The sequence below is a fragment of the Scytonema sp. PCC 10023 genome, assembly GCF_963920835.1.
Classification (GTDB): domain Bacteria; phylum Cyanobacteriota; class Cyanobacteriia; order Cyanobacteriales; family Nostocaceae; genus Kalymmatonema.
In genome coordinates this window covers 1-18,121 of record NZ_CAWUDP010000037.1, presented here as the reverse complement: position 1 = coordinate 18,121, position 18,121 = coordinate 1, and the positions used below count along the sequence as shown (strand labels likewise).

At 45.1% G+C, this 18,121-nt stretch carries 16 protein-coding genes, 1 tRNA gene and 1 pseudogene; 7 read left to right on the top strand and 11 right to left on the bottom strand.

The annotated features are described in order from the left end of the window. Positions 1-607: 607 nt before the first annotated feature. The 6 genes from ACM0OZ_RS22105 to psbD form a co-directional block, all read right to left on the bottom strand. Positions 608-1,309, bottom strand: coding sequence for a DnaJ domain-containing protein (locus tag ACM0OZ_RS22105; protein ID WP_414584962.1), 702 nt, complete (start codon positions 1,307-1,309; stop codon positions 608-610). A 15-nt stretch (positions 1,310-1,324) separates the two neighbouring features. After that, positions 1,325-2,287 (bottom strand): cysteine synthase A, encoded by a 963-nt coding sequence (gene cysK / locus ACM0OZ_RS22100; protein ID WP_414584961.1) that lies wholly within the window; start codon positions 2,285-2,287, stop codon positions 1,325-1,327. A 100-nt stretch (positions 2,288-2,387) separates the two neighbouring features. Beyond that, the gene (locus tag ACM0OZ_RS22095) at positions 2,388-2,825 is read right to left on the bottom strand and encodes an RrF2 family transcriptional regulator (protein ID WP_414585015.1); all 438 of its coding nucleotides are present in this window, start codon (positions 2,823-2,825) and stop codon (positions 2,388-2,390) included. An 839-nt stretch (positions 2,826-3,664) separates the two neighbouring features. Then, complete coding sequence (locus ACM0OZ_RS22090; RefSeq protein WP_414584960.1) at positions 3,665-5,479, bottom strand: iron uptake porin; 1,815 nt, start codon at positions 5,477-5,479, stop codon at positions 3,665-3,667. A 410-nt stretch (positions 5,480-5,889) separates the two neighbouring features. Continuing rightward, entirely contained in the window at positions 5,890-6,171 is a 282-nt protein-coding gene (locus ACM0OZ_RS22085; protein ID WP_096563494.1) for a 4a-hydroxytetrahydrobiopterin dehydratase, read from the bottom strand. A gap of 1,027 nt (positions 6,172-7,198) precedes the next feature. After that, positions 7,199-8,257 (bottom strand): photosystem II D2 protein (photosystem q(a) protein), encoded by a 1,059-nt coding sequence (gene psbD, locus ACM0OZ_RS22080; RefSeq protein ID WP_096563495.1) that lies wholly within the window; start codon positions 8,255-8,257, stop codon positions 7,199-7,201. 385 nt (positions 8,258-8,642) lie between these two features. Between psbD and ACM0OZ_RS22075 the strand changes: the two genes are divergently transcribed. From ACM0OZ_RS22075 to ACM0OZ_RS22060, 4 genes are all read left to right on the top strand, one after another. Further along, positions 8,643-8,915 (top strand): hypothetical protein, encoded by a 273-nt coding sequence (locus tag ACM0OZ_RS22075; protein WP_414584959.1) that lies wholly within the window; start codon positions 8,643-8,645, stop codon positions 8,913-8,915. 18 nt (positions 8,916-8,933) lie between these two features. After that, positions 8,934-9,626 (top strand): ABC transporter ATP-binding protein, encoded by a 693-nt coding sequence (locus ACM0OZ_RS22070; RefSeq protein WP_096563496.1) that lies wholly within the window; start codon positions 8,934-8,936, stop codon positions 9,624-9,626. A 265-nt stretch (positions 9,627-9,891) separates the two neighbouring features. After that, entirely contained in the window at positions 9,892-10,440 is a 549-nt protein-coding gene (locus ACM0OZ_RS22065) for an NYN domain-containing protein (protein WP_414584958.1), read from the top strand. Positions 10,441-10,670: 230 nt separating this feature from the next. Beyond that, positions 10,671-10,742, top strand: a tRNA-Asn gene (locus tag ACM0OZ_RS22060). A 120-nt stretch (positions 10,743-10,862) separates the two neighbouring features. On the opposite strand, the gene glpK is transcribed toward ACM0OZ_RS22060, so the two are convergent. Then, entirely contained in the window at positions 10,863-12,356 is a 1,494-nt protein-coding gene (glpK, locus tag ACM0OZ_RS22055) for a glycerol kinase GlpK (protein ID WP_414584957.1), read from the bottom strand. 116 nt (positions 12,357-12,472) lie between these two features. Here glpK and ACM0OZ_RS22050 point away from each other — a divergent pair, with 116 nt between their 5' ends. Then, complete coding sequence (locus ACM0OZ_RS22050) at positions 12,473-13,030, top strand: hypothetical protein (RefSeq protein ID WP_414584956.1); 558 nt, start codon at positions 12,473-12,475, stop codon at positions 13,028-13,030. Positions 13,031-13,142: 112 nt separating this feature from the next. Here the strand turns inward: ACM0OZ_RS22050 and ACM0OZ_RS22045 are convergent, their stop codons facing one another. From ACM0OZ_RS22045 to ACM0OZ_RS22030, 4 genes and pseudogenes are all read right to left on the bottom strand, one after another. Continuing rightward, entirely contained in the window at positions 13,143-13,742 is a 600-nt protein-coding gene (locus tag ACM0OZ_RS22045) for a hypothetical protein (RefSeq protein ID WP_414584955.1), read from the bottom strand. 281 nt (positions 13,743-14,023) lie between these two features. Next, the gene (locus ACM0OZ_RS22040; protein ID WP_414584954.1) at positions 14,024-15,385 is read right to left on the bottom strand and encodes a TrpB-like pyridoxal phosphate-dependent enzyme; all 1,362 of its coding nucleotides are present in this window, start codon (positions 15,383-15,385) and stop codon (positions 14,024-14,026) included. A gap of 295 nt (positions 15,386-15,680) precedes the next feature. Then, positions 15,681-15,803 (bottom strand): annotated as a pseudogene (locus tag ACM0OZ_RS22035) (hypothetical protein); the annotation flags it as partial. Between the two features lie 253 nt (positions 15,804-16,056). Beyond that, on the bottom strand, positions 16,057-16,224 hold the full coding sequence (locus ACM0OZ_RS22030) for a hypothetical protein (protein ID WP_414584953.1): 168 nt from the start codon (positions 16,222-16,224) through the stop codon (positions 16,057-16,059). A 74-nt stretch (positions 16,225-16,298) separates the two neighbouring features. On the opposite strand from ACM0OZ_RS22030, the gene ACM0OZ_RS22025 reads away from it, so the two are divergent. Together ACM0OZ_RS22025 and ACM0OZ_RS22020 are read left to right on the top strand one after the other, a co-directional pair. Beyond that, on the top strand, positions 16,299-17,480 hold the full coding sequence (locus tag ACM0OZ_RS22025; protein WP_414584952.1) for an RNA-guided endonuclease InsQ/TnpB family protein: 1,182 nt from the start codon (positions 16,299-16,301) through the stop codon (positions 17,478-17,480). Between the two features lie 283 nt (positions 17,481-17,763). Beyond that, complete coding sequence (locus ACM0OZ_RS22020) at positions 17,764-18,093, top strand: hypothetical protein (protein WP_414584951.1); 330 nt, start codon at positions 17,764-17,766, stop codon at positions 18,091-18,093. Positions 18,094-18,121: the final 28 nt, after the last annotated feature.

The window sequence follows — 18,121 nt, the reverse complement described above, 5'->3', positions numbered from 1 at the left end:
AAGCTGGGAGCAAAACTTGAAATTTCTTAACTTTTCACTGCTTCCAGCATAAACTAATTCTGTTGAGCCAACACCACGCTGCGGGAATTGCGTGGATTCACGCTAGAAGTTGGATATAGCTTTTCGTCCGAACTTGTTTGCACAAGATGACTATCTGGCTATATTTTTCTAGCTATAAGGAGAACCGCTCTACCGGGCAACGCCAGTTCCCTAGGTCGGGAAACCCTCCTTCAGGACTGGCTCATCAGGGCACGGGCTTTCAGACTTGCCTACTTGTCTTGCGGTTTAGGTCAACGCTTTCATGCCTCCAAGCAGAACGGCTCCGTCCTTGGGGCATCAACCCCTACATGAAAACTTTCCTGATTTCTTGTCCAATCAAGTTTTTCCCAGTACTTTCAACCGTGGATTTTGGACAAAAACAACGTGGCGTAAGCATTTGCGCACCTTCACTTAATGGGTGTATGTATCTCATTGCCACTGTTAGTAATTATAACAGCACGTGCATTAGATGCGACGTGTTCTCCTTTGGCCCCGATTTAAAAATGCGGGGCTACCACGCTCCCGTGTTATTTAGGTGAGTGTTGAGTGTTGACTGTTTTAATCACCACTACACATACGCACCCACAGATTCTTGTGCCTCACGATATAAATGACTAGCAGTGCGGAACATTTCTTGCCCAGCGTGCAAGTAACTCTCGTCGTAGTTGAGAGGGAAATATTCCAACTGATCTAACCCATCGCCAACTTGATTCAGGCAATAGTAGAGGTGAGCTGCTGCTCTTGCTAAACTAGGGGGATTTGGTAGAGAACGAAAAGTAATTTGCGCCTGCTTCAGGTCGTCTCGACAGGCGTTTAGGTAATCCTGAAATTCTTCTAGGAGGACATCATCAAAGGGGTCAGCTGCTAGTTTCTCAATTTGCTCCTTTAGGGAAGTGAGAATGCTAAACAGCAGGCGACTCACTGGTTGATAAACCAGGTGCAGCCATTCCTCAATTTGTTCATCCGCATCCCTTCCTGTTTTTCGGGTCGCCTGGTATTGCTGTTGAGCTGCAGCAGCTCGCTGTTGCCTATTGCTGGTCGTCTTTTGAGAGCGCTGACGCAATCTTTGGTCGTAATTTTGGCGATTTTGAACATCGCCCAAGACCTCATATGCTGCATTAATGCGGATAATCTGATCAGGATCTGATGTGTCCTGATTGCTGTCGGGATGAAACATCTTGACCAAGCGACGATAAGCTTGCTTAATCTCCGCTTGGCTGGCGTTGGGATTGACTTTGAGTGTTTCGTAGTGGTTCGTCTTATCTGCCATTCTTCCAATTTATCGTTAGCTGATGCTAACTGCTACCCTTGGCTCCAAATCTTGGAACAACGGTGTACTTAAGTACCTTTCTCCAAAACTCGGCTGAATCATTACTATCAAGCGCCCTTCGTTTTCTTTGCGTTGAGCGACACGAATGGCAGCACACAAAGCAGCTCCACTGGAAATGCCAGAGAGTAGCCCTTCTTCTCTTGCCAAACGCCGACCGTAGGCGATCGCCTCTTCATCGGTAACAGAAATCACTTCATCTATCATATTTACATTTAGCACTTGGGGAATGAACCCTGCACCGATTCCCTGAATTTTGTGGGGTCCGGGTTTTCCTCCAGCTATAACTGGGCTATTTGTTGGTTCTACTGCGATCGCCTTAAAACTCGGTTTGCGTGCTTTGATCACTTCGGCAACACCTGTAATCGTACCACCGGTTCCGACCCCAGCAACAATCATATCCACCTGTCCGTCAGTATCCTCCCAGATTTCCTCTGCTGTCGTTTCCCGGTGTATTTTTGCGTTAGCTGGGTTACGGAACTGCTGTAACATATAAGCATCCTGCGTGTTATCAACGATTTCCTGCGCCCGCCGAATTGCCCCACTCATACCTTCAATTCCTGGTGTGAGTTCTAATTCGGCTCCATACGCCCGCAGCATTGCCCTTCGTTCACCGCTCATTGTCTCAGGCATTGTCAAAATTAATCGATAGCCTTTTGCCGCTGCTACCATTGCCAGGGCAATTCCGGTATTTCCAGAGGTGGGTTCCACTAATATCGTTTTCCCAGGAGCAATCAACCCTTCTGCCTCTGCGGTGTTGATCATGCTCACGCCAATTCGGTCTTTTACTGAAGCCGCTGGGTTCATGCTTTCCAGCTTCACTACAATCTGTGCGACACAACCTTCCGCTTGAGGGATACGGTTGAGTTGCACCAAAGGAGTACGGCCAACAAGTTCTGTAATATCACGAGCTATTCGCATACCTTAGTTCCTAGTCATTAGTTATTAGTTATGAGTCATTAGTCAACAGTCAATCATAAAAATTAACAACCTTCTTTTCTCATTGACTATTGACTATTGACTAAATGTAGTACATTATGTCCAACTGTCGTCGAGAATCTCGTTTTTCACACAGCTCCGCAAGCGTGTATTTTTGCAAAACTGTGTTTGCCGCAAGCCTTGCCTCTTGCCAAATATCTTCTACAACAGCACTGTCTAGAGTTTTAGGGTTGGCATCTTCTTCACATGGGCGCACATCTAACCCTTCTAAACAACTCAAAACCTCGAAAAGAGTGATTTTCCAGGGTTCTCGCGCCAACAGATAACCGCCCTTTGACCCGCGCTGGCTTTTGACTAGACCTCCACGCCTTAAAGTCGCCAACAGCTGTTCTAGATAGCGGTCTGGTATATTTTGTTGTGCAGCAATCTGTCGAATTTGCAGGGGTTCCCCGCTTTGGTAATGAATTGCTAGCTCTAATAAAGCAAGAATTCCGTATTCTGATTTACACGATAGTTCCACAGCAGCTTTTAGAAGAGGTGATGGGTTTAAAACAGAGGAGATACAGAGAAAGTTAAAAGTCAAAATAATTTTTTATTTTTTACTTTTCTTGTCCTCTTTACTAGTATACTCCGGTTCTTCGGTGGGGTTTGTTGTTTTGGTTTTTTAAATTTAAATTAGGAAAATTAAGACTTATGTACAAAGCCTATCCGTTATAGCGGTTTTCATTTGGGTGCAGTACATTGTGACCTCTCCCCAACCCCTCTCCTACAAGGAGAGGGGCTTTTCCCCCTTCCCTCATAGGGAAGGGGGCTGGGGGGTTAGGTTTTGTATTTCATTTAGACCACAAATCGTAGGGGAGCCAGTGCGTTGGTGAGCCAGCGCTGCAGGAGGGTTTCCCTCCGCAGGCGACTGGCGAAAGGGTTTCCCGGCAGCCACGCATCTGGCGTTGGGCATTGCTCCTAACAGCTTTCTGGACATTTGAGATATTGGTGAGCAATGCCCACCTTATACCAAGCGTGAAAAAAGAATGCAACACATGGTAAGATACGCATCCCTAACCCTCCCCGATTCATGGGGAGGGTGCGCTCTTTTGGCGGGTGGGGTATCTGTCGCAAACATTTTTTGAATCGGTATTACAGGAAAGCCCTGTATAGCCCAATACGGTTCAGTTAAGGTTGATGTGTCAAAATCAGGTGTGTAGAGACGAGAGGTGGCGCGTCTCTACATTGTGTTCCTGATAAGGGTTCTGGTCTTATCTGAACCGTATTGCTGTATAGCCCCCAAAAATATAAAAAGCCCCGCTGTAAGGCGGGGAGCAATTCATTTCTTTACAAAATGTTCTAGGAATTGTCAACCCTCTAGAAGGTGAAGGTTGTTCTTAGAGTTCCAATAATCGCATCATCGTTGTTGTTGTTCTGACCAGGAGATGTCAGGTAAATAACACCAGGAGTGATGGAGACGTTATTGCTCACCTGGTACTTGTAGAAGCCTTCGATACTGTAAGGTATATCATTAGCGCCTCCTACTCGACCACGGGCATAGGGTTGTGCACCTGCAAAAATACCTAAGACGTTACCGCGCTTTCCAAAGTCAGGTAAGGCGATTCCAGCTCCGTAGCTCCAAGCTTCATAATTATCATTGGCACCAAAGCCGTTGATGTCGTGATAGGAAACGAAGCCACTAATAGAGAATTTGTCACTCGGTCTCAACGCTGCTGACAAACCGTAGGAGTTACTAGAAGATGCGTTGGTGGCGCTGAGAGCGTTGGCTTGTGCAGTACCTACTACAGGGACGTTTGCGCCTTGGAATCCGCCGGCATCAAATAAAGCACTACCTGCACCGTGATATCCGTGGACGTAGGTGGCTGCTAATGCAAACCGCTGACCAAGATTAAAGTTCAACTGTCCTAAAGCTGCGTAGTTACCCTCGAAGATACCTGAACCTCCATTAGGAGTATTCGCTTCAGAACCCAAGTAACCTATGGTTAAGGAACTTGGTTTGAGGATACCACCACCCCTACCAAAGGGGATGTTGAGTGCTGCACCTGCGCCACCACCAATACGATAGATGGGGTTTTCCGAAGCGAAGGTGGTCAAAGCACCATTACCGCCGTCATAGTCTTCAAAGTAGGGGTTGTTGGTAGCAGCATAATCGCTGTGAACACCACCAGTAGCTGCAACGTAAAGTTGCGCAGGTCCTACAGGGACGTAGTAAGCCAGCCAATCTAGGACAATATCGTTACTGTTGCTCGCATCCCCGGTAAGGTTAAAGGTTTGAAAGCCTTCACCACTTAGCTCTGAGGTATCTATAGTTCCGTTTCCGTTGGCGTCTATATTACCACCTGTGTTCAATCTTCTGGCGTTACCAGTAGCCAAACGGGTATGCAGAACGTCTCTACCTGTGAAACTTGTTTGCAAGTCTAAACGTACCCTGTTTTGGAAGACAGTATTGTTGTTTTCGCCTACTGTCTCGCCAAAAGCATCAGTGAGGGCGAAGATTGCTTCACCAACGAGTTTGGTCGTTGTTGAGAACTGGTTAGCTTCCAATTCTGCTGTCCGTGCTTCCAATGTATCTACACGACCGCGCAGGGTAGCTAGTTCTGCAGAAAATTCTTCTTGCAAACGCTGCAACGTAGCCAAGTCTTCTTTCCTGACCAAGTCAGTTGTTGCTGTAGCAATCAGTTCATTGACCCGGTCTAAACATGCATTTAAACCCGCAGCAAATTCATAACGGGTCAAAGCACGGTTACCACGGTATGTACCATTGGGATAACCAGCAATACAACCATAGCGTTCAACTAAGGACTGCAATGCTTGGAAAGCCCAGTCTGTTGGCTGCACGTCGGAGAACTGGGAAACTGATGTCACTTGGGACTGAGAAGTTTTCCCCTCGTCGCTGTAGCTGCTAACTTGCTGCAAAACATTGACATCAGTTTGTTGTGCTTGAGCCAATGTTTCTGGCTTGGGGGTAACTTCAGTTGTATTTGAAGTTGTTGATGTTGATACTGATACTGATGAAGAAGCTTCTTGATTATTGTTGATTTGTGAAACTTCTGTTTTCACAACTTGATTGTTGCTGTTGTTTTGACCAGCCATCGCTGTTGTGGGAACCAACAATGTTGCTCCTAAAAGCGCTGGACTGACCATCAAGCATTTCCACAAGAGATTAGACATCTTTCCTGTTCTCCTCACACCTTCTATAGATAACTTTTTTGCTGCAATTACTCTCGAAATATTCTCGAATTTGCGAGTTTTTATTGATACTTGTGGATTAGGCATATTAGCCCTCAACACTATTTTAGTTTCCGCTAAGCTAAGAACCAATTAAGTTTAGGTAAAGAAACCATGGAATTCACTTATGCAAAAACATAGTTGTATTTACTCGTAATTATAAGTCGGAAAAACTGGATGACAAGATGGAAGCGATCGCCTTATAAACTGTCACACATCTCATCTCAGTGTCTGGAAATAAATTTCTAGATGACAATAAGCCAAAAACCTCCTCTGCAAGCGCTTTTTCCCACTTACAAAGCTATGAACAAAATATGCAATATTTGAAGCAAATAGCAATGCAAGCAAATCAGTTAATTGATTTGGGAAATCACCTCTGCCAAATCAAAGTCTTTCTGCGTTAACCCACCAGCATCATGCGTTGTGAGTAAAATTTTGACTTTGTTGTAAGAAATCTCGATATCTGGATGATGTCCTGCTGACTCAGCAGGCTGAACAAGCTTGTTCACAAATTCTATAGCCTGGACAAAGTCTTTAAACTTGCGGTTATACTGCAACGTTGACCCCTGTCGTGTCCAATCTGGCAGATGGCTTACCCTTTCTTGAATTTCTGCCTCAGTAAGTAGCTGCGCCATATCATGAAATCCCAAAAACTGAATTTCTTTGTTCTTTTGTAGGATCTTGAACTGAAAAAGGACTGGTAGTCACTGACATTATGCCCTCTTCATTCTGGAATATAGAGGCTGAGTGCTGCTATTTCCTCTTCCTCCTGACAATTTTTAAAAGACCCTAGTTTGCAAATAGGACGCGGAATTTACTCCTTCAATTGTTTAAGGTTGTTTAACCGATCACACAGACGCCGTACTCGCGTTTTGTAGGTAATGGCTACATACGTGGTACTAGCTACGTCTTTGTTACAAAATTTTTGAGTGTAACTGTTGTATTTTGTATAAAGTCAACAATCCTAGACCGACAATCTTAATTGACGTTACTTGCTCAATAAATGTTCCAGCAAGATAGAGACGAAATATTTATATCGGTTCAACCAAACACAAGCTATTTCTTTTGATTAAACTTCTTACAAAAGTCTTTTTCTTAGTATTCTTCTTTGCGTCTTTGCGACGGCAGTCGCCTAGGTCGCGAAACCCTCCTGCAGCGCTGCCTCGCCTTTGCGCGAAACAAAATAATATTTGTGCAATCTTGTCTATTGTAATAGCTTTTTTCCCTGTTCTTCTTAAGAAGACGTTCCCTACATAAAACTATCCGCTCTTACTCAGATCAGTTGATCTAAGTAAGAGCGGTCTAGCGGGTCTTCAGGTTGCAACCAGACTGCCGGAAGGAACTCCGAGCTTGCCTAGCCACTTAGTCTAACTTAGTCTTACTAAAAGACTAAGGCTAGCTTCTAGAGAACAGCCCCGGCGCACAGCCGGCTAACTGCAACCTGATGACCCATGGGTTTACTACTTTCTATCATGGGCATCACCTCCTTGTTGCCTAAACGGTCTTAGTCTCAAAAAGGCAGAGTTTTTAGCTCTGGGTTATTCACCTTTACTCAATATAACACATATTCATGATTTGTCATTAGTACAAGAACAAATAACAAAAAACCCCGCCATTCGGCGGGGAAAACTTAGCTATGAAACGCTAGGAATAGGAAGACTATTACAAAGCGTTACCGCGAGGCAGAACTTCCTCGGGGAATACAAATTTTTCGTGAGGCTGATCTTGAGGAGCCATCCAAGCACGGATGCCTTCGTTGAGCAAAATGTTCTTGGTATAGAAGGTTTCAAACTCTGGGTCTTCTGCCGCACGTAATTCTTGCGACACGAAGTCATATGCCCGCAGGTTGAGTGCCAAACCGACAATGCCAACTGCACTCATCCACAAGCCTGTGACTGGTACAAACAACATGAAGAAGTGCAACCAGCGCTTGTTGGAGAAAGCAATCCCGAAGATCTGTGACCAGAAACGGTTTGCCGTCACCATTGAGTAGGTTTCTTCGGCTTGGGTGGGGTTGAAGGCGCGGAAGGTGTTCGCTGCATCGCCGTCTTCAAACAAGGTGTTTTCTACTGTTGCACCGTGGATGGCACACAGCAGCGCTCCACCGAGTACACCCGCAACGCCCATCATGTGGAAGGGGTTGAGTGTCCAGTTGTGGAACCCTTGTAAGAACAACAGGAAGCGGAAAATTGCTGCCACTCCAAAGCTGGGGGCGAAGAACCAGGAAGACTGTCCCAAGGGGTACATCAAGAAGACGCTGACGAATACCGCAATTGGTGCAGAAAATGCTATGGCGTTGTAAGGACGAATCCCTACCAAACGTGCGATTTCAAATTGCCGCAGCATGAAGCCAATCAGACCAAAGGCTCCGTGCAGCGCCACGAATGGCCACAACCCGCCTAATTGGAACCAACGGGTCAAGTCCCCTTGTGCTTCTGGTCCCCACAACAGCAACAGTGAGTGTCCCATGCTGTCTGCTGGTGTAGATACAGCTACTGTTAGGAAGTTACAGCCTTCCAGATACGATGAGGCTAAGCCGTGCGTATACCAGCTTGTCACAAACGTCGTACCGGTCAACCAACCGCCTAGTGCTAGAAAGGCGCAGGGGAATAGTAATATTCCTGACCAACCTACGAACACGAAACGGTCACGCTTTAACCAGTCGTCTAATACGTCAAACCACCCTCTGCTACTAGGGGCGCGTCCAACTGCGATGGTCATTACAACAAATCTCCAAACTTTTATAATTACAGGTTTTCGGTTTCTCTATTCTAAGACTGACATTTGACTGCCTGCTTAAAACAGAAAGTTAACTGGGTTGTCAATCCAGTTTACAATTATTTACCGACTCTAATATATTCTAGGTAAGATTCTGTAATTTTTCCAGTGTATTTTTAATTTCTTTAACTAAATATATATAAATACGTCTAAATGTACGTTTTTAGGGAACTAATCCGGGTTGCCTGCTTGTCTATCTATGGGCACTTGTTGCGACGCTACTTTAAACAGGTGCTGGCGGGAGCAACGCACTGCCTCTGCTACTTCCAACTTAGACTTGCGAGCTAACATTAAAATGAGTTCTACAGTTAAATTTGATTAAGGCTAAATGTTTACCATCGACTTAACCCTAAGAAACACAGCTTTCCCTATATCCATAGAACGTAAGTCAGCTGAGGAAGCCCAGGAGATTTATCAGCGCATTTTGACAGCGATCCGCTCTGGCAACCCTGATATTGTGGAATTAGAGAGCGAAGGCAAGACAGAGAAAAAAGTTGCCGTACGCGCCAGTGAAATTTCTGGGGTGCAGCTGACTCAGAAAGATGGTTCAGCCGCTGGAACTGGCAGACCACCTGGTTTCTTCGCTATAGGTGCTGAGTAACCATCTGGTAGTGTACTCATGGCGGAACTAGGCATTGAGGTCAAGGATTTAAACTTTAGCTGGTCGTCGGGAGAGAATGTTATAAAGTCTTGCTCTCTAGAAGTCCCCAGAGGTGAATTTTGGATGCTCTTGGGTACAAACGGCTCAGGCAAATCCACGTTACTCAGACTGCTGGCGAGGCTATTAACTCCCCAGTCTGGTGAAATTGGACTTTTGCATCCTGTGGGCTTTGTCTTCCAAAATCCTGACCATCAACTGGTGATGCCAACAGTTGGTGCTGATGTGGCTTTTGGGCTGGTGGAGGAAAAACTGCCACCAGCTGCTGTCAGAGATCGCGTTGAGGAGGCGCTAGGGGCGGTAAATTTACTATCACTGCAAAAACGTCCGATCTACGCTTTGAGTGGTGGACAGAAACAGCGAGTTGCGATCGCTGGCGCTTTAGCCCGTCGCTGTGAAGTCTTATTGTTAGATGAACCGACTGCTTTACTCGATCCAGATAGCCAATTGGAATTAGTAGCTGCTGTCCGCCGCCTAGTCAAAAGTCGGGGTATTACAGCCCTCTGGGTAACCCATCGCTTAGACGAGTTGAATTACTGTGACGGTGCTTTACTACTAGAAAGGGGTTCTTTAGTGGATCGGGGTGAACCGCAGCGCCTCAAACGACGCCTGATGGAATTGCACGACGAAAGTTCACCAAACTTAGGGGTGTAAGTCAAGAAAAGTCAAAAGTTAAAAGTTAAAAGTTAAAAGTTAAAAGTTAAAAGTTAAAAAAATTCTTTTGACTTTTGAACGCCAGTCACCTGCAGGAAGGTAACCCTCCTGCAGGTGACTTTTTGATCGGCTTGTTGTTTTTGGCTTCTTGCCTACAGCCCTTATATGCCTTTTTTTTTGTAACATAGTGTTACAAGGAATGATTGAATTACTATAAATCTTATGAATGAATTTTGTTAACTTTAGAAAATTGTGATTCAACATCATGTCCCGTTTCTCACCTCAAGCCGTTTTGCTTGTGGACGGCTACAACATCATCGGCGCTTGGTCTTGCTTGAAAAAAACCCGTGATACTGCCGGACTAGAGGCAGCACGTTACGAACTGATTGAAGCTTTAACCAGCTACAGTGCGTTTGCGGGTTATGACACTCAAATTGTGTTCGATGCCCAATATCAAAATACCTGTAGCAACAAAGAAATGATTACTGAGCTTTTATCAGTTCATTTTACAGAGTTCGGGCAAACAGCAGACACTTACATTGAAAAAGTCTGTGCATCTTTACGCTCAACAATCGCCCAATCTCTTATTTCTCGCATGATTGTTGCCACCTCAGACCGACCGCAGCAGTTGATGGTACAGGGTTACGGGGCTGAATGGATGTCAGCGCACCAACTGTGTTATGAGGTACAAGCAAGCGTTTGTCGGGCGCGGCAAAAATATAAACCAGGAAAACAGTCCAACACAAGGTTTTTAGCTAATTCTATCGACGCTAAGGCACGTCAGCGTTTAGCTGAATTGCGGATGGGTAAATAGTGCTGAATTAAATAGTGCTGACTTTTAAGTAGTGAAGTCCTCAGTAGAACGTTTCTGTGACAGCGTTGAAAACTTTGTTTGCAGTTTCCTCGTGAACCTTGAGAGGAAGTGTGAACCGCAAAGGCTTGCAAATACTAGTGTTTCGCCTCTCCCAAAAAAAAATTGCAAAATTTTTTCCAAAAGTACTTGCCATATCCTAGTCTTAGCCTTACTATAAGAAATCGGAGCGTTCCTCAGTAGCTCAGTGGTAGAGCGATCGACTGTTAATCGATTGGTCGCTGGTTCGAATCCAGCCTGGGGAGTTAAACAAACAAGAAAATAAAGTGGTGAGAAATTTGCAGTCCGAAAGACTGGACTAGCAGGTGAAAGCAGTGAACAGTACCAGCCGCAGTGACTCACTGATAACTGTTAACTGATAACTGTTAATCAGCCCAGCGCTTAGCGCGTTCTACTGCCTTTTGCCAAGTAGCGAATTCCAAAGCGCGATTTCTTCCCACACCAGGCTCAAATACGCGGTCAATTTGTCGTTGGCGCACTAGTGCCGCATAGCTATCCCAAAATCCTGCCGCAAGCCCTGCGGCAAATGCGATACCTTGCACAGTCATCTCGCGCATCACAGGACGTTCAACTGGAATTCCCAATACATCTGCTTGGAACTGCATGAGGAAGTTGTTCTCGCAAGCACCACCGTCCACGCTAAGCCGTTCAATGGAAATACTGTTGGATGCATTAATTGCCTGCACGACTTCTTGAACCTGGTAAGCCACTGCCTCGAGTACGGCGCGTACCAAATGCTCGCGTTGTGCCATTGCGGTAATGCCGAAAAACGCTCCCCTAGCAGTCATATCCCAATGAGGTGCGCCCAGTCCACTAAATGCAGGCACAAAGTAAACCCCACCATTATCTGCAACTCGATTTGCGATCGCCTCAGTTTCGGCAGCAGTTGCAATCAGCTTGATGCCATCACGCAACCACTGGATGCACGCTCCACTAGTAAAGATGCTGCCTTCTAATGCATATCCCACATCTAAAGTACCATCGCTATTTGCTTGAGTCCATGCCAGGGTACTTAAGAGTTGATGCTGGGAACGCACGATTTCAGAACCAGTGTGAGCGACCAAAAAGCTTCCTGTGCCGTAGGTACATTTCATTAAACCTGGCTCATTGCAGCCATGTCCAAATAAAGCAGCCTGTTGGTCTCCTAAAATGGCGGTGATGGGAATCTCAACCCCCAATAAGCTCGCATCAGTCACTCCAAATGTTCCCAAACTGGGCTGAATATGCGGCAGGATATGAGCAGGAATCTTAAACAGATTTAACAGTGCCTCATCCCACTCACAAGTTGCGAGATTCATCAGCATTGTACGGCTGGCGTTGCTGTGGTCGGTAGCATGAACTTTCCCACCCGTTAGATTCCACAGCACCCAAGTATCAATTGTCCCAGCTAAGAGGTTTTTGAGGTCAACGCCTGCAAAATGTTCTAAGAGGCATGACAACTTTGTAGCTGAAAAGTAGGCATCGATGATCAGCCCAGTGCGATCGTAAATCTCCTGAGCATATTCTTGTTGCAACTGATGGCAAAGAGGAGCAGTGCGGCGATCTTGCCATACAATCGCCCGATGGAGGGGTTGCCCAGTGGTTTTATCCCAAATCAAGCAAGTTTCGCGCTGCACAGTTAGCCCGATCGCAACAATTTCACCTGGGGCAATTTGGGCATTTTGAATTGCAGTTTGCATCACCCAGCAAGTCGCCTGCCAGATTTCCATAGGGTCATGCTCTACCCATCCAGGCTGAGGATAGTATTGTGTCAGTTCTTTATATGCCTGAGCAACAATCTTGCCGTCTGCGTTAAACACAAAGGCACGGTTGCCTGTTGTACCCAAATCCAATGCCAGGATATAGCCCGATTCTTGCATAGAAATTGAGAGAATATTCCTGTGATAATAGCTTAAATTAACGACTCATGGCAAAGCCCCAATCGTAAGGTGGGCATTGCCCATAAAAGGCTATGTGATTGACTTTTGAGAGATTAATGAGCAATGCCCACCCTACAAAAAACCGCTCTCTTACTAACGCCAATGACAAAGCCCCAAGGCGTAAGGCACAAGGGGCTTTTGTATCAGTTATTGAAGGGCGATTGCGCGGATCGCACTGGGCTAAAGCCCAATCGCCCAAAGGGTGGCTCCTCTGGAGCATCGCTTACTTGAGTTTTACCCAAGCTTTGTTTTATCACCTAGGTGAACGTGTCGGTGTCGGTGATGCACCTGTGCCTGTGCCTGGGGATGTAGACGAGCCAGAGCCAGAACCTGTGCCTGTGCCTGTGCCTGGGGATGTAGACGAGCCAGAGCCAGAACCTGTGCCTGTAGGTGAAGGTGAAGTTGTGGGTTTAGGTTTCTTTTTACTTGTGCCAGGTCTAGCTGTAGTTGTGGGTTTAGGTGAGGGTGTAGTTGTTGTGGGTTTAGTCGTTTGTGCTTGGACTAGTGATGGAAAGCTAGCAACAGGTATGGCACTTGCCACACCAAAAATGAGGGAGACTGCTATGGATCTAACAAGTTTACTCATATTCATGGTCACTCCTCTTCAACATTAAAGTAAAAACTTCTCCCTGATTTTATACCTGATGTCGTCACAATAAACTAGTATTACGATATCTTTTCAAGGTAGTCTAATTAATACTTCCCCAGTAATAGCTGTTAGTATTTTCACTCTTTTGTTTTATTTTTTACTAGCAGCAAGCCTAGACCTAAAACACTTATAGCAACAGCGTTACCTGTTTCTGGAACCGAACGGGTGAAACTGACATTATCAATAGATAAAGAGCCGATTTCGCCTCTACCTAAAGTCTGAAAACTTCCTATTAATGAATCACCAGCTTCAGCAACGACTCCAAAAAAACCATTTTTTGGTAAAACATCAGAGGAACCGAAAATACCCCTAACGCTAAACAATTTATCAGCGTAATCTCCAGTCAATAAATTCCCAAAGTCAAAACCAAATCCCTCTATAGGAGTAGGGAAGGTGAACTGTTCAACACTCCCAGGGAAAGCTAAACCTACACGCAAAGCGCCTTGAGACACTTCTGCACCGCCAAAGAATCCAGAGTCTACAAATTTAAGCCCACTTGGAAAAATCCTGTCCGTTTCTACAAACCCGTTTGGGGCTGAGTTAAAGTCTTCGGTAAGAATTGATTTTCCTGCGATCGCACTGTTCCAAGTATCACGATCAGTAAAAAGCTGATAGGCTGAAGCACGTTCCGCCACCAATCCAATCAGTAATGCAACTCCTATAGCAGTCGCTGTCATTGTTCTTTTGAGTTTTAACATCTCGCGGCTTTTTGATGAGTATATGGGACTTACGCAAAACAAACGTTTTGTAGGGGCAATTCATGAATTCAACCCAATACTTCAAAGGATAAGGCAGACCTAACCCCCCTAGCCCCCCTTCCCTATAAGGGAATGGGGGAAACTACCTCCCCTCTCCTGCAAGGAGAGGGGCACCTGGAGAGGTTAACCGAGAAGTATTGGAATTCACCCTACAAAACGTTTGTTATTTCAGACATTTTCTGCGTAAATCCTGGTATATTTCAACCAATCACAGGTAAGCCGGAGAGCGCCATCGCTATCTCTTCAGTTCTGTACTCAGTATCGCGTAACAATCCAGCCTCATAATCCATGTATGCCTGCATATCAAAGTGACCGTGACCGCACAGGTTGAAGAGAATAGTTTTGCTTACTCCTTCTTCCTTGCAGCGCAGTGCCTCATCGATTGCTCCCTTCACTGCATGGTTGGCTTCCGGAGCAGGTAAAATGCCTTCAGCACGGGCAAAGGTCAGACCAGCCGCAAAACAGTCAAGTTGTGTGAAAGCTCTTGTTTCAATCAGACCTAACTCAACAACATGACTCAGCAGAGGAGCCATACCGTGATACCGTAACCCGCCAGCATGGATGCCTTGGGGGACAAAGGAACTACCCAACGTGTGCATCTTGACAAGAGGCGTCAGATGTGCAGTATCGCCAAAGTCATATGTATATTTGCCCTTAGTTAATGTTGGGCAAGCAGCTGGTTCAACTGCCACAAATTTGATATCACTTTGCTCACCTCGCAGCTTTGCACCCATGAAAGGAAAAGCAATACCAGCAAAGTTACTACCGCCACCTGTACAGCCGACAATAATATCTGGATAGTCACCTGCTTGTTCTAGTTGTGTCTGTGCTTCTTGACCAATGACAGTTTGATGATGCAGCACATGATTCAACACGCTACCTAAAGCATATTTCGTCTTGTCATCTTGAACTGCCACTTCCACCGCTTCACTGATGGCGATGCCTAAACTGCCAGTGCTATCAGGGTTTTCTTGGAGAATTTTCCGCCCTGCTTCAGTTTCATCACTCGGGCTTGCGATTACCCGCGCACCAAAAGATTCCATAAAAGCACGACGGTATGGCTTTTGCCGATAGCTGACTTTCACCATGTAAACCACAACTTCTAAGCCAAAAAAAGCACCAGCAACCGCCAGCGAAGAACCCCATTGCCCTGCACCTGTTTCGGTAGTTAGGCGCTTTACCCCTGCTTGCTTGTTGTAGTATGCTTGTGGGATAGCTGTATTAGGTTTGTGGCTACCCGCCGGACTGACACCTTCATATTTGTAGTAAATCTTGGCAGGGGTATCAAGGGCTTTTTCCAATCGTCGGGCGCGGTAAAGTGGAGTTGGTCGCCACTGACGGTAAATTGATTGGACTTCGTCAGGAATTTCAATCCAGCGTTCAGTGCTGACTTCTTGCGAAATCAGCTGCTGTGGGAACAAGGGTTCTAAGTCTTTTGCTGTTATCGGCTGATATGTAGCCGGGTGCAGCACTGGTGGCATGGGCTTGGGCAAATCAGCTTGGATGTTGTACCAAGCTGTGGGCATTTGGTTTTCGCTAAGCGTGTATTTGATAGTGTCCATAGGTGAAAAACTGTTGCTATAGATTGTTATAGGAATCCTAAATCATTTATGAAAAATCTTGAGTAGTGTAGGGTGGGCACTGCCACTAAAACCCGAATATAGTGGGCAGAATCTGACTGGCAGTGCCCACTCTACGTGTGTTTCAAAAATCAAATAGGATTCCTATATATTTATCGCATTAAGAAAGCGGCAAGCCAACTGTTTACATTGCTTGCCTTGCTTTTGCTAGAAGAAATGCTGTGGAAAATTCATTCTTATTTTCAAAAATTGTTTGGCATTAAACCATGATTTTTTTTTAGATTATTTTTAAATTGTTTGTTTGAATTATTGCCGTTTTCAATTGAGTGCAATTGAGAATGTCATTGCCTGCATCGCCATAGAGGGTATCATATCCGGCTGCGCCATTGAGATTATCGTTGCCTGCACCGCCCTATAAAGTCTCATCTGCGCTAGTGCCAATCAGGGTATCATTGGCATTGGAACCTGAAAAACTCATAACTGATGTTCCTTTGTAGTTTTTGTTTTGCGGTGGTCTTAACCGCTTCTGTTATTTCATAAGGGTGAGTCTTACTTTTTATCAAAAGCGCCGTAATACCCCTTCCTCAACGAAGTAGGGAGGGGATATAAGGCGGACAATAACGAAAGCATTCCCGAACGAAGATGAGCGTTGCTCAAAGAGTGAGTGGGGTGCTTGAGGAATTGTCTCTCTCCGGGTTGGGTAACGAGTCAATCCAGTCCTCTATAAGTTGAGTCATAGATTTTTCTCGTTGTTCTGCTAATAACTTCAGCTTATTAAAACGTCGTGGTGTAGTACGAATTCTGATATATTCTGATTTCATTTTGTTTCCTATTTATTTCCTATTATGTTAATGTAATGATATCACAAATAGGAAACAAGGAGGTGAAGGGCGCAGTGCTAGTACTAGAGTACAAAATTAAGGGTAAGCAACAACAATATAGAGCAATTGATGAAGCTATTAGAACTACTCAATTCATCAGAAATAAGGCTATTCGTCACTGGATGGATGCACCTCGTGAATCCAAGATTGACAAAATTGCTCTAAACAATTACTCTACAGCGCTGCGTAAAGAATTTGCATTTGTAAAAGATTTAAATTCAATGGCTTGTCAGGCTGCAACAGAAAGAGCGTGGTTATCTATTGCTAGGTTCTACGACAATTGCAAGTCTGATAAACCTGGTAAGAAGGGATTTCCACGCTTTCAAAAAGACAACCGTTCTGTTGAGTATAAGACTAGTGGATGGTCGCTACACCCAACTAAAAGGCGCATATCCTTTACCGATAAGAAAGCTGTTGGTGAAGTTAAGTTGTTAGGAAAGTGGGATATTCATACTTTCCCTGTCAAATTAATCAAGCGAGTTCGATTAGTTCGTAAAGCTGACGGCTACTACTGTCAATTTGCAGTTGATATTGAAGTTAAGCCCGAACAGAGAACGGGTAATGGTGAGATAGGTCTCGATGTCGGACTTGAGTTTTTCTATTCTGATTCAAATGGGCATCATGAAGAAAATCCAAGGTTTCTTCGTAAAGCTGAGAAAGCCATAAAACACGCTCAACGTCAGATTTACAAAAAGGAAAAAGGCAAAAACCAACGACGAATAGCTAGACGGAGATATGCAAAGAAGCATTTAAGAGTAAATAGGCAACGGAATGAACACGCTAAGAGAATAGCGCGTAACGTATGTAAAGCTAACGCTTTAGTCGCCTATGAAAACTTAAATGTTAAAGGCATGGTAAAGAATCACTGTCTTGCCAAGTCCATTAATGATGTGGCTTGGGGTCTATTTCGTCGTTGGTTAGAATATTTTGCTGTTAAGTTTAACACTACAGTTGTACCAGTCAACCCTAGCATGACATCTCAAAAGTGTTCGGATTGTGGTGCAATTGTGAAAAAATCTCTTTCAACTCGCACCCATAAATGTAGTTGTGGATGCGAGTTGCAAAGAGATGTGAACGCAGCGATAAATATTCTAAATCGCGGCATCGCTAGGGATGGGCAGTCCCGAAGTAACGCTGTAGGAGTTGCGACCACTACGCTACTTGGGGCAACCCTGGTAGAGCAAGTTGCAACGTAGATTACAGAATCCCCATCCTCAGCCGTCAGGCAGGGTGGGGAGTGTCAAGCACTTAAGATTGCCAACAAGTTCGGTGAAATTTGCCCGTGCTTAGCACCATCGTCAAGCTTTTTCCTCAGTCATGCGATTGGCTTTGCCACTGCCCTTGGGCGATCGCCAACTACAACGACAATTTCAAAGTCATCGCATAGTAACTCAAATAGCAAAGCTATTTTTGGACTGGTGCTATCCTTTTAAGTAATCAACGACATGTACAGCGCCAGCACTGGCACAAAATCTTTACATGACTTCCGGATCGCTTCCTTCCAACCCTTTTGTGGCTGCGGGAATGATTGAAGACTCTACACTATTTGTGGGTCGTAAGGATGAATTACGGGCGATCGCCTCTCGGATGAGCGGTGTACAGCCAACAAGCATTAATGTTGTTGGTGACAAGCGCATTGGAAAATCATCGTTACTATATCACTTTTTCCTGACATGGCAGCAACGAGTCAACGATCCCAGCCGCTATGTGGTGATTTACCTGTCGCTTCAAGATGGAAAGTGTCAAACTGAGATTAGTTTCTATAAAGCAGTAGCTGAAGAGTTAGTGACGCTCCTACACCAACCCTAACGGGTATGGTGTAGGCTTCTCAGGCATT

Bases quoted from the DNA above. Each gene is read 5' to 3' on its own strand.
- ACM0OZ_RS22105 (WP_414584962.1), bottom strand. From the start codon at position 1,309: ATGGCAGATAAGACGAACCACTACGAAACACTCAAAGTCAATCCCAAC.
- cysK (WP_414584961.1), bottom strand. From the start codon at position 2,287: ATGCGAATAGCTCGTGATATTACAGAACTTGTTGGCCGTACTCCTTTG.
- ACM0OZ_RS22090 (WP_414584960.1), bottom strand. From the start codon at position 5,479: ATGTCTAATCTCTTGTGGAAATGCTTGATGGTCAGTCCAGCGCTTTTA.
- ACM0OZ_RS22085 (WP_096563494.1), bottom strand. From the start codon at position 6,171: ATGGCGCAGCTACTTACTGAGGCAGAAATTCAAGAAAGGGTAAGCCAT.
- psbD (WP_096563495.1), bottom strand. From the start codon at position 8,257: ATGACCATCGCAGTTGGACGCGCCCCTAGTAGCAGAGGGTGGTTTGAC.
- ACM0OZ_RS22075 (WP_414584959.1), top strand. From the start codon at position 8,643: ATGTTTACCATCGACTTAACCCTAAGAAACACAGCTTTCCCTATATCC.
- ACM0OZ_RS22070 (WP_096563496.1), top strand. From the start codon at position 8,934: ATGGCGGAACTAGGCATTGAGGTCAAGGATTTAAACTTTAGCTGGTCG.
- ACM0OZ_RS22065 (WP_414584958.1), top strand. From the start codon at position 9,892: ATGTCCCGTTTCTCACCTCAAGCCGTTTTGCTTGTGGACGGCTACAAC.
- glpK (WP_414584957.1), bottom strand. From the start codon at position 12,356: ATGCAAGAATCGGGCTATATCCTGGCATTGGATTTGGGTACAACAGGC.
- ACM0OZ_RS22050 (WP_414584956.1), top strand. From the start codon at position 12,473: ATGAGCAATGCCCACCCTACAAAAAACCGCTCTCTTACTAACGCCAAT.
- ACM0OZ_RS22045 (WP_414584955.1), bottom strand. From the start codon at position 13,742: ATGACAGCGACTGCTATAGGAGTTGCATTACTGATTGGATTGGTGGCG.
- ACM0OZ_RS22040 (WP_414584954.1), bottom strand. From the start codon at position 15,385: ATGGACACTATCAAATACACGCTTAGCGAAAACCAAATGCCCACAGCT.
- ACM0OZ_RS22030 (WP_414584953.1), bottom strand. From the start codon at position 16,224: ATGAAATCAGAATATATCAGAATTCGTACTACACCACGACGTTTTAAT.
- ACM0OZ_RS22020 (WP_414584951.1), top strand. From the start codon at position 17,764: ATGACTTCCGGATCGCTTCCTTCCAACCCTTTTGTGGCTGCGGGAATG.